Below are 15,747 nucleotides of genomic sequence, written 5' to 3'. Positions count from 1 at the left end.
AAATGTTTTTAATGAGATTTAAATAGAGCAAAAGTAAGATTAAAATTTTAACAAATATACTATCAACAAAAATATATTTCGTTAATAAGTTCACGCATCTGTTTAAAAAGTAAGACCTTGATATGCAGGTTTTACATAGGATGGGACGTAATTTGCGACCACATTGTAATCCAGCGATCTATCCATATGTGTGAGTATTGCTTGTTTTGGCTTTAAATATTCTATCCATTGTAATGCTTGATCAACAGAAAAATGACTTGGGTGAGATTTAAATTGAAGAGCTTCAATGATGAGAACATCCAAACCCATTAATTTGGATAACGTTTTTTCAGGAAACTCACTAACATCTGTGCAATTGGTCTTTAAAGTACATTCCTTAAAGACCAAAAATAGTGATAGTGAAATTACGTATAATAAAATAAGGAAAATTATTGCATTATTTTACAACGTTTCATACGTGCAAGATCACTCAAAACAGCATTACGATTGTTTAAAGCCGAAATTTCATTACTTTCACTGGATTTAGTATCCATAAAAAACAAAGCAGGTACAAATACAACACTTGCCGCTGCTAAAGCCACGTTCTTATTTCTTGCTTTAGAACGCTCTGCAATTGTATCATTAATCTGACGTTTATTAGCAAAAAACTCCCGTTGAATATCGGCACAACTCATTGATCCGTCATGTAATGTTGTCGTTGCAATATTTTTTTCTAAACGCCCCCCACATGCTGTTAAGGAAACCGCTAAAACCACAATACATACACCCCGCTTAAAATTCTTATACATAAAAGCCTCATTTTTGACATAAAAAACACTAAATATGTCAAAAATGAAATAAAATAAAGGATAAATTTAAAAGTATTTTATTTAACTTAAAATATTGCGCATAATAAGCTTATGCATCTGTTTCAAAAGTAAGACCTTGATATGCAGGTTTTACATAGGATGGAACGTAATTTATAACCTTATTGTAATCCAGCGATCTGTCCATATGTGTGAGTATTGCTTGTTTTGGCTTTAAATATTCTATCCACTGTAATGCTTGATCAACAGAAAAATGACTCGGATGGAATTTAAATTGAAGAGCTTCAATGATGAGAACATCCAAATCCATTAATTTGGATAAAGTTTTTTCAGGAAATTTACTAACATCCGTACAATAGGCAACATTCCCAATCCGAAAACCTAAGGAATGAATGTTTCCGTGGTGTTGTAAATGTGTATTGACGCTTATTTCTCCGCCCTGCCCCTGAATAATAAATTGGCTATCTTCATTGATAAGATGCTCTTTTAAAATGGGAGAATAAGATGAATCTTTTGGAGTTTGAAAACAATATCCGAAAGCACTTTTGAGATGCTCTAGTGTAAATCTGTCGGCATAGATATCTATTAAACATTTTTGTGCAAGTGCATAGCTGCGTAAATCATCAATACCGTGGATATGGTCTGCATGAGAATGCGTGTAAAGAGCAGCATCAAGATGGCTTACACGCGCATCGATCATTTGTGAGCGAAAATCTGGACCTGTATCAATAACGATCGTTGTTTTTTCTCCTGAAGGTTTAATACGTTCAACTAATAAAGAACTTCTGTAGCGTTTATTTTTAGGGTTATTCGGATCACATGTTCCCCAATCACCATTAGGTCTTGGCACTCCTGGAGAAGGACCACAACCTAATATTGTAAATCGGTATTGATCACACATATCTTTTGCCTTATTTCATTTTGCTAAATAAACGAAAAGCATTACGCGTTGTTATTTGAGCTGTTTCTTCAATGCTTAAGCCAATTGTTTCAGCCAAAACAGCTGCTGTATAACATACAAAAGATGGTTCATTTGTTTTGCCCCGATGGGGACTAGGTGCTAAAAATGGAGCATCTGTTTCCACTAACAAATGCTCATGGGGCACAATTTTTGCTATTTCACGGATTTCAAATGCGTTTTTAAAAGTAAGAATACCTGAAAAAGAAATATAACCACCAAGTTCAATTCCAGCACGAGCAAGTTGCATTCCAGACGAATAACAATGAAGGATAAAGGGAAAAGCTCCTTCTTTTGTCTGTTCACGTAATATTTTCTCCATATCGATATCGGCATTGCGTGAATGTATAACAAGAGGAATCTGTGTTTCTCGAGAAGCAATGATATGTTCATGAAAAACTTTCTTTTGCTCTTCTGGAGTAGAATAATCATAATGATAATCAAGTCCCCCTTCCCCAAACGCAACAATTTTAGGGTGATTCGAGAGCTGTATAAGCTCTTCCGCTGTAATATTTTGTTCTTCATGCGCATGATTGGGGTGTGTTCCAACGGAACAAAAGACTTGATCATAGCTTTGCGCAATGGCTAACAGCTTATCTAACTTATAAACATGGGTTGAAATTGTTATCATACGTTTAACGTCAGCATCTAAAGCCCGTTGGATAACATTATCCAAATCTTGTGAAAAATCTTCAAAATCAAGATGACAATGTGTATCAATCAACATGATGAGTATCTTCTTTCTTCAAGATATAACGAGGAAAAATTGGTTCTGGTGGTGGAAGATCAAGCCCTTCTTGAATTTTTGAATGACTTATATGATACAATAACCGATCATCTTCAGCAACCGCAAGGCTATCAAGAAGTTTCGCTGCTGATTGGGGTATGAAAGGCAAAAGCATAATTCCTATTCTCCGCAAGATTTCTACAGTTATATAAAGAACTGTAGAAAATCGCTCTCGATCATTTTTACGTAAACTCCAAGGTTGTTCGTTGGCAAAATAGCGATTGGCATCTGCTACAATTGAAAAAATAGCTGAAAGTGCTAAATGCATACTATAAGAAGATATAGCTTGGTGTACAGTTTCAAGTACTTGAAGAGATTGTTCTAAAAGCTGTTTATCTTGAGCTGAAAATGAAGCTGGTTTCGGGACTTGTGCATTACAATTTTTGGCAATCATAGACAAACAGCGCTGTGCTAAATTACCAAGATCATTAGCAAGATCAGCATTAATACGGTTCACAAGGCTTTCATGACTATAACTACCATCTTGTCCGAATGGCACTTCACGGAGAAGGAAATAACGGACCTGATCAAGACCATAGTGTTCAACCATTTCAAAAGGATCAACGACATTTCCAATAGATTTTGACATTTTTGCACCACGATTAAGTAAAAAACCATGTGCAAAAATATTTTTAGGCAATTCAATTCCAGCAGACATTAAAAATGCCGGCCAATAGACTGCATGAAAACGAATAATATCCTTACCAATAATATGCGTATTTGCAGGCCAAAAATCACGTTTTTTTGAATTTTCATTGAAAAAACCTATTGCTGATAGATAATTTGTAAGCGCATCAACCCAGACATACATCACGTGCTTTGGATTCTCAGGAACAGCAATTCCCCAGTTAAAACTTGCGCGTGAAATAGAGATATCTTTTAAACCTGATTTGATAAAACTTATAATTTCATTACGCCGCTCAAATGGAGCAATAAAATCAGGATGTTTTTCATAATATTCAAGAAGAGCCTTTTCATAATGAGAAAGTTTAAAAAAATAACTTTCTTCTTCATTCCATTCAACTGGAGAGCCTAATTCCTTCTCACGACGGATGTTGTCTGGTCCAACTTCCGTATCTTTTTCTTCATAATAGGCTTCTTGGCGAACCGAATACCACCCCGTATAACGACCGAGATAAATATCGCCATTTGCTTCCATCTTTTTCCAAATTTCTTGACAAGCTTGATAATGGCGTTCTTCTGTCGTACGGATAAAATCATCGTTAGAACAATTTAATACTGCAAGCATTTTTTGAAACACCGCACTATTACGATCTGCAAGCTGCTGAGGTGTCATGCCTAATGCAGCTGCTGTTTGTTGCATCTTGAGACCATGCTCATCTGTACCAGAAAGAAAAAATACATTTTTTCCGTTTAACCGTTGAAAGCGGGCTAAAACATCGCTTGCAATTGCACTATAAGCATGTCCAATATGTGGAGCACCATTAGGATAAAAAATGGGAGTTGTTATGTAATATGTGTCACGCATGTCATACTCGTTGTAAAACGCTATAAATAAAAGATATTATGACATAACGTTTGTTTATCGCATTGTCACGGAAAAACTAATCCTCATGAATGATCTTATGAACTTTAAAAAGCAAGTTAATAACAAACTGCTTTTTATCGAGATTAAACAGTTGTATTTCCTCTATTTCTTGATGAATCTCCCGCCATTTTTCCGCATATTTTTTTGAGAGAAATAAGTCTCCCTTTTCAACGAGCATGATAGCTTTTTTTTGAATTTTATTAAGAATTTCATCACAAAATTGTTGAAATTGGAATGTAGAAGAAACAGATGAAAATGTTTGTGCAAGAGTATGTACAATCATTGCGTTACAAACAGGTTTCTCTAGGAGAGCATCAATTGTTTTAATAATTTCAAAACCGCCATGGCAAACAAGTAAAGCAGCTTTTCGAGGACTTCCTTTAGATTTTTCAATAATCATTTCAATTGTTTTCTCATCAGGTAAATCCTGATTGGCGAAAATATGTGTAATAACTTTTTTCATTTCATCGTTATTCAAGGGACGAAAAGAGATTTTTTGACACCGTGAATGGATTGTTGGAAGCAATTTGCCAGAAGAATGCGCGATAATAACAAATAACGTTTTTGTAGGTGGTTCTTCAAGTATTTTAAGAATTGCATTTGCTGCATTTCTATTCATATCATCTGCAGAATCAACAATAACTATACGCCATCCATTTTCTTGTGATGTTCGGCTTAAAAAATGCATAATATCACGGATATCATCAACGAGTATTCCTGTTTTAAACTTTTGCGTTTTCACATCAAATCGACGTGAAATATACAAAAGACCAGGGTGACTTCCTTGTGTAATTTGGCGCCATGGGGTAGAATAAGGATCGGGTTTCAAGAAAGCACTCTGTTGAGAACTTAAAATGTTCCAAGCAAGATGAAAGGCTAATGTAGCCTTTCCAATCCCATATTCTCCTTCAAATAATAATGCATGATGTAAACGCTCTTCTTTAAGCATTTGTGTCAAAAAATGACGCACATCCTCATGACCAAAGATAACATTGTTCTGGGATGGTGATAAAATTGTATCAATATCATCATATTGGCGTAAGGTATTTACATTACTCATGAAAGCTGATCCAACAATACCTGATGACAAATATTTTTTATTTGATGAGCAATGGCTTCCACTGAGCCAGTGGCATCAATAACTCGAAATCTATGGGGTTCCTGTTTGGCCAATTGAAGAAAAGCCTGACGCCTTTGTTCTTGAATTTCCAACAGATCTTTTTCAAAATAATCAATTTCTTCTGTTTTTTTTCTTCGCAAATTTGCACGCTTCATACCACACATTGCAGGCATATCTAATAAAAATGTTAAATGAGGCAAAATACCATTGAGCGCAATACACTCTAAAACAGAAAGAAGAGAAGAACTGACGGTATCATTGAGTCCTTGATAAACGCGTGTAGAATCAATAAAGCGGTCACATAAAACGATTTTACCTTTTTGCAAAGAAGGTGCGATAACCTCAGTAACATGGTCGACACGTGCAGCTGTAAACAAAACAGCTTCAATCAACGGTCCATACTGTCGCGCCTGCCCCGACAACAAAATATGCCGGATTGCTTCTGCTCCTGGTGTTCCTCCTGGTTCTCGTGTTGTGACAACATCATAACCTTGGTGTGAGAGAGACTCAGCAAGTAAAGAAATCTGCACCGTTTTCCCTACCCCGTCCCCTCCTTCAAATGTAATAAAATAACCTGACACGTATGATCTTAACCTTATTAGCGCGTAACTACAAATATTTTCGTAACCATCCAATTGTTATTTCATAGAATGCATTTTTTACTTTTGCAAAGAAACTTCCTTCCTGAACATTCATTCCGGCAAAAACTGGTTTTTCCAGAAGAACCTTTTTATCTTCTAAAATTTGAATAACGCCAACTGATTGCCCAGAAACGATGGGAGCTTTCAATGGACCATGATATTTAATTTTTGCTTTAACATTTACTTTTTTTTCATTCGAAAGCATAAAACTTATTGGTGTTTTAACAATGAGTGGAACAAAATTTTGTTTACCACCATAAACAGAAGCACGACCAACCGTTTCTTCTTTTGTAAAAATCGTTTTGAGATCAAAAGCCGTCATTCCCCATTGAAGAATGCGTTCTATTTCTTTTGTATATTTTTTACCATCTTGCAAACCATTGATTGCTAAAAAAAGACGTCGATGATTTTTAGAAATGGTGGCAACCATTGAAAAACCTTCTTTTTCACTGTAGCCAAAACCAAATCCTTCTACACCAATTTCCTTAGAAATAAGAGGATTTTTATTACGTTGAAAAATATTATTCCATGTAAAATGAGGCTCACAATAAAGTGCATAATAGTCCGGATATTCCTGAACAATATGACGTGCTAATATAATCATATCACGCACAGTTACAAATTGTCCCTCTTCGGGTAACCCTGTTGCATTAACAAAATGACTCTGAGATAATCCGATTATTTTTGCGCGCTGATTCATCAACTTTGTGAAATGAGCTTCATCTCCCGATATTCCTTCAGCAAGAATAATAGCAGCATCATTTCCATTCACAATAATTAAACCACGCAACAGATCAGAAACACTGATTTCTGTTTTTATCTTTGCAAACATAGTGGTTGTACCGGAAGGTGCTCCACCCTTGCGCCAAGCATTTTCACTGACCTTAAATTTCTGCGTACTTTTTAATAATCCTTTTTTTAATTGATGAAATACAACTTCTGCTGTCATCAATTTTACTAATGAAGCAGGAAAAAAAGGAATAGCACTTTGTTTTTCATAAAGTATTGTCTCTGTATCATCATCGAGTAATAACAATTGTGAAGCAGAAATTTGAAAATCTTCTGCTTTCCCCCACATGACAAATACCAATATCCCCCATAAGGTCAATAAGATCCTTAATATTGTGTACATAGCTGCTCCTCCCATCCCAAAGATCAACATAAAAAATCTTATATAGGAAAAAACTTTTTTATTTCCGCAAATTGAGGAATTATTGATGACTCAAGAAAAGATTTTATTTTTATTCAGCGTTAGTAAAAGTAAAATGATGCACTTCTTATATTCCACCTAGATTCAATTTTATGTTTTAAAGCATGAGAGACAAAAAAATTTTTTTATTTGTTGTTTTATATTGATAGTAGATTGATTTATTATGATAAATTATAATCTTTTAACGTGTATCTGATTCAAAATACTGTAAGATTCTTTCGTTATATTTCCTCTCATATTGAATTCAATAAAATCGCTTGCTTACGCATCATAAGTAGGGTTCGTATATAGATAAAAATTATTAAAAAAGAGAGTAAAAATACTTCTTATCAACCTCTCAAGTGTTAAGAATTATCGCATAAAACATTGGGGCTTGCAAAGTGTATGACGGTGTCGGTTTATATCTTCATAAGTGTGAAGATGGTGATATCTAAAGGCGTTACAGTTATGCCATTCACAGGCGATGTCGTAAAATAGACCTGTAGCGTGTTGAAGTATGTCTCTTTTAAATAAGTTCGCGAATTGGCAATGTAAGCGTATTTTGTTTGAGACGCTCTGTTTTTCGTGAGGGAACTTACTCCATTAAAGAACATGATAAACAAAAGCATGAGGTAATATATAATCTCTTCATAAGATATTACCGTGGATACTTTGGAAAATTGCAAAGCCGAATCAAAAGAAAATATTTTTTTACTTGTTAAGCTTTTTATTCCTCTCAAATCGATTGTACAGTTGTTTTGGAGATTACACAAACAGACTGATACAATAATCTACCTTCGTCTAGCAAAAGCTATTACAGTAAGAAAAGTACGCGCTTTATTAAGCAAGCAATATCATAAAACGACGAATAGACCAGCAATGGAGTAGAAAGGCCGTACTGAATTTATAATAATAGCACCCCACCACGCTTTTTGAAAAGGACAAAGCGCTTTAAGATGAAAATCTTACACTAAATCCGTAAGTTCTTACCTTTTTTACTAGAAAATTATATAGATAAAAAATCAATGCATTTTTTCTTAAAACAGTTGTAGCCAATTGACCTTTGTTTTTTTGTTTAGCTTATTTATAGAAGCAACTTGATCGAATGGAATCGGCTTATCAACCATGATAGGACCAATTTCTGGCAATTTAACTGCAACAGTTTTATTACGTTGTTCCTGTTCAACAGCAGCTGCTTTAGCTAGTTCCTTTTTGTTTCCTGTATTGCGCTGCTCTTTTAACAAAACAGTTTCTCTTTTTTTCGAAACATTTTCCGACGCTAATGAATATGGGGCAGCATTTCCAGGAGTATAAGAGGACATTAAATATGCACCATCATAATAGCCAACAGGTGCTTCAGCAATATATTCTACTTTAACATCTGCAACCCCCCTATCTACATACCCCAGTATTGTCGCAGCTTGCCTTGATAAATCAATGATTCTGTCTTTCATAAAAGGTCCGCGATCATTCACTCTAACAACGATTGAAGATCCATTTTTCAAATTAGTGACACGAGCATAGCTAGGTAAAGGCATTGTAGGATGAGCAGCAGTCAAAAGATTCATGTCATAAATTTCACCGTTGGCAGTTAAACGTCCATGAAAATCTGAACCATACCATGATGCTTCGCCAACACGTTTATAAGTTGGATCACTTTGAGGATAATACCACTTTCCTTTTATTTGATAAGGTTTACCAACAATCGCTCGTCCACGCTTTTTTTCTTCCGATTGATTCTTCTTATTGGAGACTTGTTGAGGTAGTACAGAAGTGTTTACGTTAATTGGTTTATTATGATAGGAATCTTTTATTGAAAAATTCATAGTTTGGCTTGCGCAACAAGATACCAGTGACTGAGAAATGACGATCATAGAAAACAATTGAAGTGTTGGTTTAATCATAAAAGTAAATTTCTTTTTTCTATTTGAAGGCATCTATTCAGTCCACTTATTTCTGTTAAGTACTACTGTAAAAACCACGTCACGCTTTTTGTACGCAACGGAAGAATTTACGTTTTTAAATGATTCCCCTCGCGCATATACCACTCTTGAATTGGCCCCTTCTATCAAGAAATTAACGTATTGTTAACCTTTTTATGATCTTCATAAGAAATAAATGTACTATAGTAGATGTTAAAAAGAGTAAAAATTAAATAAATCAACATCTTATAGAAAAGTCATTTCATAATATAAAGTGTGAATAAGTGGTGATTTTAGCAACTTGTTTTGCGAATCATGTAATGCAGTGGGTATTAAAAAATCAACCTATAGATTGAGAAAATTAGAAACCACATGTGCTGCCAACGCAGGTACAATCCTATCGTAATCTTAAAGCTCTTTTTTGTTGGACAGGAGACAGCATAGCATCGCTCTATTTCAAAACAGCTGATAGAAAATGACAGGTTATAGAATCAACAAAAAACTTCAAAAAGAATAAAAACAAGAAAGATTCTTAAATTTTTTATAGCCTATTGATATTAATTTAAATTTGGTGAGCGCGCAGGGATTCGAACCCTGGACCTACTGATTAAAAGTCAGTTGCTCTACCAGCTGAGCTACGCGCTCTCATACAAGCTATCTAGTTTGCACACTATCTAATTTGTAGAAAGTGAAGGGAACATACGGTTGACTTTCCATTTGGTCAACACCTTTTGGAGAAAAATATTATTATTTTCTTCAATTATCAATAATTTTTCGTTTTCACCCCTTTACTTCATCATTGTATAAGTACTCTTTAATCTTATTTTTGAAGTTTCAATAAAGGAAAAATTTCACTGCAAAATATTGCATAGATTCGAAGCGTTAAAATTATGAGAAATTACCCCCTTCCCCTCACATGGGTTGTTGAGCATAATGGGTAGAGAAGAAAAAATACCTTTTATTATAATATTATTTTTTATATCTTTATATCTTAGTGTTCAATTTTCAAATATAAATACAGATTTATAAGATAATATATTGATTTATAATAATTTATCATTTTTATCACTTGAGTGATAAGTCTCAAATACTGTAAGCTTATCTCATTTCAAATCTTTTTTATATTGAAACAATAAAAAGCATTTTCTTGACCAATATAAGTGAGAGAATAAAACTATAAAAAAGAAATGAAAATACCTTTTATGCCTCCTTTCAATAATCAAAATTTATCGTAACATTAGGGTTCATGAAAATAGTATATAGCAGTTGACACGTTAGACCTGAAAATGGAACAATGAGCAACAATGGCATTTTGAGAGTATAATTTTATTTATGCATAATGAATATATAACGAAAGCCAGTTTATCCTATAGAATAAAGTAGATATGAAGCAAAAATTTAGTCTCATTGAAAATATCTCGAATGACTATAAATTGTGTTCACTATTAGAGCTGTAGATAATTTTACTAAGAATAAAAAAGCAGAAATAATATGCAGTATGTAAAATGATTTTAAATACCCATAGAGAGTTCTAAATATATAGAATACCTTCTATTTAACTTTTTTATATCAGAAATTACAAAACATGTAGATATATTTTTAGAAGAAAAGGATAATACTGGTCATAAAATTTGGTGTTAGATAATTCAGTCAGAACTATAAAGTATTTTATACATTATTTAATATTAATGTAGCTATATAGTATATAAATAATAATTTAAATATATCTATAAATAAACATATTACTTTATTAAACGATAAGATCAAAAACAAAGAAAATAATTTTGATTTGTCGATAAAAATTGTAAAAGTGTTATATATACATGTATTTTTACTTTACTAATTTTTATTATTTTGATTGGAATATTGAATGCTAACATGTAAACAGTATGAGCTACTCTTGTTTATTCATAACCATATAAAAGAAACTGGTGTTCCTCCTTCTTTTGAAGAAATGAAAAATGCATTAGAACTTTCTTCAAAGTCTGGTATTCATAAGCTCATTATAGCCTTAGAACAAAGAGGTTTTATACGTCGTTTGCCTAATCGTGCTCGTGCTGTGGAGGTAATTCGACTTCCTGAGAAAATAACATTTAACCTTTCTTTAGCACGTAAAATTTCTCCCAGTATAATAGAAAGAAATAAAAGGGAAATATCAAAAAGCTTGAGTCCCTTTGATGAAGAAGAAAAAAAAAATATCACCATTCCTATTATGGGACGTATTTCTGCAAGCGTACCCGCCTCTGCTATACTGCAGCAAATAAACAGCCTTTCTCTTCCACTCGATATGGTTAATACAGGTGAGCACTACGCATTAGAAGTTAAAGATGATTCTATGATGGAGGCTGGTATCTTTGATAAAGATACGATCATTGTGAAACGTCAAAATACAGCAATAACAGGTGAAATTATTGTTGCGTTTATTGATAAAAAAGAAGCAACATTAAAACGTTATCGACGCAAAGGAGCTTCTATTGCATTAGAAGCTGCAAATCCTCATTATGAAGTACGGACATACGAATCCGAGCGTGTAGAAATACAAGGCAAACTTACCGGACTTATTCGCAAATATTAAAAAATAAACCTTATAGTACGCGATATATATCGCAATAAGAAGCTGTTGAGTATTTTTTTATTGTGCCACACGCAATTGACTTCTTCTCCACAGACAAAGGATGCCCCCAATTCGGTTTATAAACAATCCAGATCCTTATCGAGCGGATTTCACTTTCCCTTCCCTCCATGTTCTTCACTTATGCAAGGCTTGGCAAGTAAGCTTTAAAATATTCACCACGTACTTTGAAAAGAACTTGAATGTTTTTAAAGAAAGCAGCCTTATATCCTCGTCCTCAATGATGGAATTTTACGATATAATAAGACAAAATTGTATGCATGCATAAAAACACATAAAATTTTGTAGAAAAAAATCAAATAACTTTGTAACAGACTGTATTGCATAGGTATAAAAATAAAGAACATTATTTTTAAGTTAATAAAAACGTAACTGAATCATTCATAGTAATTGTAGGATCATCATGGTAGCACCTCGTATTAGTTTTGTCTCCCTCGGATGCCCAAAAGCACTCGTAGATTCTGAGCGAATTATTACACGCCTTCGCTCTGAAGGGTATGAAATTTCACGTCAACATCAAGGAGCTGATGTCGTTATTGTGAATACCTGTGGTTTTCTTGACTCGGCAAGGAAAGAATCATTAGCCAATATTGATGAAGCTCTTAAAAAAAATGGAAAAGTTATTGTAACAGGGTGTCTTGGTGCTGATCCTGATGCTATTCGCCAAACATATCCTAATGTATTGGCTATTACAAGACCGCAAGCTTATGAAAGCGTTATAGAAGCTGTTCATACAGCAATTCCTCCAATTCATGATCCTTTTCTTGATTTAGTTCCTCCCCAAGGTATTCGTTTAACACCTCGCCATTACGCCTACTTAAAGATTTCTGAAGGATGCTCTAACCAGTGTAGTTTTTGTATCATCCCTACTCTGCGTGGTAATCTCACTTCACGTCCCATCAGCGATGTTCTTCGTGAAGCTGAAAAACTCGTGCAAGCGGGTGTAAAAGAACTTTTGGTTATTTCACAAGATACGAGTGCTTATGGTGTTGATCTTAAATATCTCGAAAATTCTTGGAAAGATCGTACAATCAAAACGAAATTCTTTGATCTTTGTCGCGAACTAGGCGATATGGGTATTTGGATACGTATGCATTACGTTTATCCTTATCCCCATGTTGATGAAGTTATCGAACTTATGGCTGCAAAAAAAATTCTTCCTTATCTGGATATTCCTTTTCAGCATGCATCACCGGCTGTTTTGCGTCACATGAAGCGTCCCGCACTTATGGAAAAAACAAACCGTAGAATTGAAAAATGGCGGAAAATCTGTCCAGATCTTACTTTGCGATCAACATTTATTGTTGGTTTTCCTGGTGAAACGAATGAAGATTTTAATATACTTCTAGAATGGCTAGAAGAAGCAAAAATTGAACGCGCTGGGTGCTTTAAATATGAAGAAGTAAAAGGAGCTGCCGCAAATGATTTGGGATTAGAAAATATTCCTGAAGAGGTGAAAGAAAACCGCTGGCATCGTTTTATGGCAAAACAACAACAAATTTCTACATATCTTTTAAAGAAAAAAATTGGAAAAAGACTCCAAGTTCTTATTGATGAAAGTCAAGGAAAAGTTGCCAAAGGACGGAGTCAGTACGATGCTCCAGAAATAGATGGTGTTGTCCATATATCATCACGACGCCCACTGCGTGTTGGTGAATTTGTCACCGTTAAAATCGAACAATCGGATGCCTATGACCTTTATGGTATAGCCGTTTAAAAATTTAACTCCTTCTCTGTCCTCAATGATGAAGATTTCTATCAGCATTGGTTTATAAAAGGTCGGCTACTCACAATCGAACTTGATCACTTATGTAACTCACTTCATGAGAATTTACGAGCAATTCTTGCCCTGAGTGTTGCTATACACTCCCAAAATATCAAGCAGTTATATATTCTCTTAATTTAATACCTTAAATGACGGTGATGGCGGCGCAACAGAATAAAATAAAATCCACAAGGTTCACTATTTTTAATTAACAAAAGAGAAAATCAACAACCGTACTATTTTCCTATTTTTGATATTGCGACAGTCATTGGTTAGTGAAAGGAAAATTTTTTCAAGAGAGTTTGATGCACACGAGAATTTCCTTTGTGATATGCAGGCAGATGTTTTTTATAGATGCAATATAAGAGAATTTGAAACAAAACAATCTGACGGTATTTAAATTAAAAAACAATAAATTATCATTATAAATAAGTATCTTATCTTAAACTCTTTGAACTTATTTTTTTAAATATCTAATTTTTATTAACACGTTTTAAAATCAAAGAATTTCTTATCAAGCAAATGACTTGGGCGTACATTTGTTAAAGCGCGAATCATCGTATCTTTACGTCCTGGCATTTGTCTTTCTATATTTTTCAGCATTTCTTTCATGGCATTACGTTGTAAACCATCTTGACTACCGCAAAGATTACAAGGAATAATCGGAAATTGCATTGCTTGAGAAAATTTTTCCATATCTTCCTCAGCAGCATAAACAAGAGGACGTAACACAAAAAGATCTCCTTCATCATTTTTAAGTTTTCCAGGCATGGCAGCTAATCGGCCACCGTGAAACAAATTCATAAAAAATGTTTCTAAAACATCATCACGATGATGACCTAAAACTAATGCAGAACATCCCTCTTCACGTGCAATACGATAGAGATTACCACGTCGTAATCGAGAACAAAGTGAACAATATGTCTGCGACTCTGCCAATTTATCTGTAACAATGGAATAAGTATCCTGATATTCAATACGATATGGAATTTTATAAGAACTTAAAAAGTCTGGAAGAATATGCTTAGGGAATTCTGGTTGCCCTTGATCAAGATTACAGGCAAGAATTTCAACGGATAAAAGACCTCGCCACTTTAAGTCTAAAAGAAGCGCTAATAAACCATAAGAGTCTTTTCCACCCGATAAAGCAACAAGCCATTTTTCTCCTGTAGAGAGCATAGAAAAATCATCCAAAGCTTGTCGCATATGACGTAAAAGTCGTTTGCGTAATTTATTAAATTCTACGCTTGAAGGAGCAACACGAAACATTGGATGACAATTATCTGCTTCGCTTATTAAAGGATCATCTCTCCCTTCGTTTTCTTCTATTACTTGATATTCAACTGGAACATCATTCATAATACCATATCCTGCATAAGTAACAGCTCGTTTTGCAAAGATAAAAAAATATTAAAGCAAGCTTACATTTATGTTTTTTGAATTTATAAATTAGATACACAAAAAAGAAATGGAACTATACAAATTTATGACTATAAAACATAGCAATAAACTTAATATAGAACCATTTACAAAAAGAACTTATTAACTTCAAATATTGTAAGAATAACACAATATTTTGAAGTTATCATACTAGAAGAGAGAAACAATTTCTCTTACAGAAAAATTATCGAGAATAAAATTCAACAACCAAATTAGGTTCCATTTGCACAGCATAAGGAACATCTGCAAAAGCAGGAATACGCGTAAAGGTTGCTTTCATCTGTTTATGATCTGCTTCAATATAATCAGGGACATCACGTTCTGCCAATTGCACTGATTCTAACACTAAAACAAGTTGTTTCGATTTTTCCCGAACCTCAATAACATCACCTGGTTTACAACGATAAGATTGAATGTTTGTGCGCCGCCCATTGACATTAACATGACCGTGATTGATAAATTGGCGAGAAGCAAAAATCGTAGGTACGAATTTTGCACGATAAACAACAGCATCCAAACGTGATTCTAACAGACCGATAAGATTTTCGCCAGTATCGCCCCGTCGACGAGCAGCCTCTTCATAGGTTTTATGAAATTGTTTTTCTGAAATATCTCCATAAAACCCTTTCAATTTCTGTTTAGCGCGCAACTGCACCCCATAGTCAGAAAGTTTTCCTTTACGACGCTGTCCATGCTGACCTGGACCATAATCACGACGATTGACAGGAGATTTTGGACGCCCCCAAATATTTTCTCCCATACGACGGTCAATTTTATACTTTGTTGTTTCGCGTTTACTCATCGCATTTCCTTATAAAATAAAACACGAGATCTTAAGATCCCAAGGAAACGCGCCCTCCTCTGCCTTTAAATACTAAAGACTGACAGAATACCTTAACATATCAATATGCAAAGTTATCCACGGGACACGTCAATTA

Annotated in this window: 13 protein-coding genes, 1 tRNA gene and 2 pseudogenes; 4 read left to right on the top strand and 12 right to left on the bottom strand. The window is 34.2% G+C overall.

Annotated elements, in window-relative coordinates; all coding sequences use genetic code 11:
* Positions 1-102: 102 nt before the first annotated feature.
* The 8 genes and pseudogenes from ACFILA_RS05275 to ACFILA_RS05240 form a co-directional block, all read right to left on the bottom strand.
* Positions 103-354, bottom strand: a pseudogene (locus tag ACFILA_RS05275) (MBL fold metallo-hydrolase); the annotation flags it as partial.
* A 74-nt stretch (positions 355-428) separates the two neighbouring features.
* Positions 429-788: a hypothetical protein gene (locus tag ACFILA_RS05270; RefSeq protein ID WP_375613428.1), complete on the bottom strand. Its 360-nt coding sequence runs from the start codon at positions 786-788 to the stop codon at positions 429-431.
* Between the two features lie 109 nt (positions 789-897).
* Positions 898-1,707: an MBL fold metallo-hydrolase gene (locus ACFILA_RS05265; RefSeq protein ID WP_273791050.1), complete on the bottom strand. Its 810-nt coding sequence runs from the start codon at positions 1,705-1,707 to the stop codon at positions 898-900.
* 10 nt (positions 1,708-1,717) lie between these two features.
* Positions 1,718-2,491 (bottom strand): TatD family hydrolase, encoded by a 774-nt coding sequence (locus ACFILA_RS05260; protein ID WP_273791049.1) that lies wholly within the window; start codon positions 2,489-2,491, stop codon positions 1,718-1,720.
* Positions 2,481-4,040, bottom strand: a complete 1,560-nt coding sequence (gene metG, locus ACFILA_RS05255; protein WP_375660778.1) for a methionine--tRNA ligase — start codon at positions 4,038-4,040, stop codon at positions 2,481-2,483. Before metG ends, ACFILA_RS05260 begins: the two co-directional genes overlap by 11 nt.
* 76 nt (positions 4,041-4,116) lie before the next feature.
* A complete protein-coding gene (locus ACFILA_RS05250; protein WP_375660777.1) occupies positions 4,117-5,160 on the bottom strand; it encodes a DNA polymerase III subunit delta' in 1,044 nt (347 codons plus the stop codon).
* Entirely contained in the window at positions 5,157-5,801 is a 645-nt protein-coding gene (gene tmk, locus ACFILA_RS05245) for a dTMP kinase (RefSeq protein WP_273791046.1), read from the bottom strand. Before tmk ends, ACFILA_RS05250 begins: the two co-directional genes overlap by 4 nt.
* Before the next feature lie 28 nt (positions 5,802-5,829).
* Entirely contained in the window at positions 5,830-6,993 is a 1,164-nt protein-coding gene (locus tag ACFILA_RS05240; protein WP_273791045.1) for a D-alanyl-D-alanine carboxypeptidase family protein, read from the bottom strand.
* Positions 6,994-7,722: 729 nt separating this feature from the next.
* Between ACFILA_RS05240 and ACFILA_RS05235 the strand changes: the two genes are divergently transcribed.
* Complete coding sequence (locus ACFILA_RS05235; RefSeq protein ID WP_375660776.1) at positions 7,723-7,938, top strand: hypothetical protein; 216 nt, start codon at positions 7,723-7,725, stop codon at positions 7,936-7,938.
* A gap of 149 nt (positions 7,939-8,087) precedes the next feature.
* On the opposite strand, the gene ACFILA_RS05230 is transcribed toward ACFILA_RS05235, so the two are convergent.
* Entirely contained in the window at positions 8,088-8,987 is a 900-nt protein-coding gene (locus ACFILA_RS05230; RefSeq protein WP_273791043.1) for a septal ring lytic transglycosylase RlpA family protein, read from the bottom strand.
* 277 nt (positions 8,988-9,264) lie between these two features.
* On the opposite strand from ACFILA_RS05230, the pseudogene ACFILA_RS05225 reads away from it, so the two are divergent.
* Positions 9,265-9,451 (top strand): annotated as a pseudogene (locus ACFILA_RS05225) (hypothetical protein); the annotation flags it as partial.
* Between the two features lie 90 nt (positions 9,452-9,541).
* On the opposite strand, the gene ACFILA_RS05220 reads toward ACFILA_RS05225, so the two are convergent.
* A tRNA-Lys gene (locus ACFILA_RS05220) sits at positions 9,542-9,617 on the bottom strand.
* Positions 9,618-10,842: 1,225 nt separating this feature from the next.
* On the opposite strand from ACFILA_RS05220, the gene lexA reads away from it, so the two are divergent.
* Together lexA and rimO are read left to right on the top strand one after the other, a co-directional pair.
* Entirely contained in the window at positions 10,843-11,547 is a 705-nt protein-coding gene (gene lexA / locus ACFILA_RS05215; protein ID WP_273791042.1) for a transcriptional repressor LexA, read from the top strand.
* Positions 11,548-12,007: 460 nt separating this feature from the next.
* Entirely contained in the window at positions 12,008-13,321 is a 1,314-nt protein-coding gene (gene rimO, locus ACFILA_RS05210) for a 30S ribosomal protein S12 methylthiotransferase RimO (protein WP_375660775.1), read from the top strand.
* A gap of 531 nt (positions 13,322-13,852) precedes the next feature.
* On the opposite strand, the gene ttcA is transcribed toward rimO, so the two are convergent.
* Together ttcA and rpsD are read right to left on the bottom strand one after the other, a co-directional pair.
* The gene (gene ttcA / locus ACFILA_RS05205; RefSeq protein ID WP_375660774.1) at positions 13,853-14,728 is read right to left on the bottom strand and encodes a tRNA 2-thiocytidine(32) synthetase TtcA; all 876 of its coding nucleotides are present in this window, start codon (positions 14,726-14,728) and stop codon (positions 13,853-13,855) included.
* A 265-nt stretch (positions 14,729-14,993) separates the two neighbouring features.
* The gene (gene rpsD / locus ACFILA_RS05200) at positions 14,994-15,611 is read right to left on the bottom strand and encodes a 30S ribosomal protein S4 (protein WP_273722651.1); all 618 of its coding nucleotides are present in this window, start codon (positions 15,609-15,611) and stop codon (positions 14,994-14,996) included.
* Positions 15,612-15,747: the final 136 nt, after the last annotated feature.

The organism is Bartonella sp. CL71SXKL, from assembly GCF_042194935.1.
Taxonomy (GTDB): Bacteria; Pseudomonadota; Alphaproteobacteria; order Rhizobiales; family Rhizobiaceae; genus Bartonella.
The sequence above is the reverse complement of the archived record's forward strand: the minus strand, read 5'-3'. Positions and strand labels throughout refer to the sequence as shown.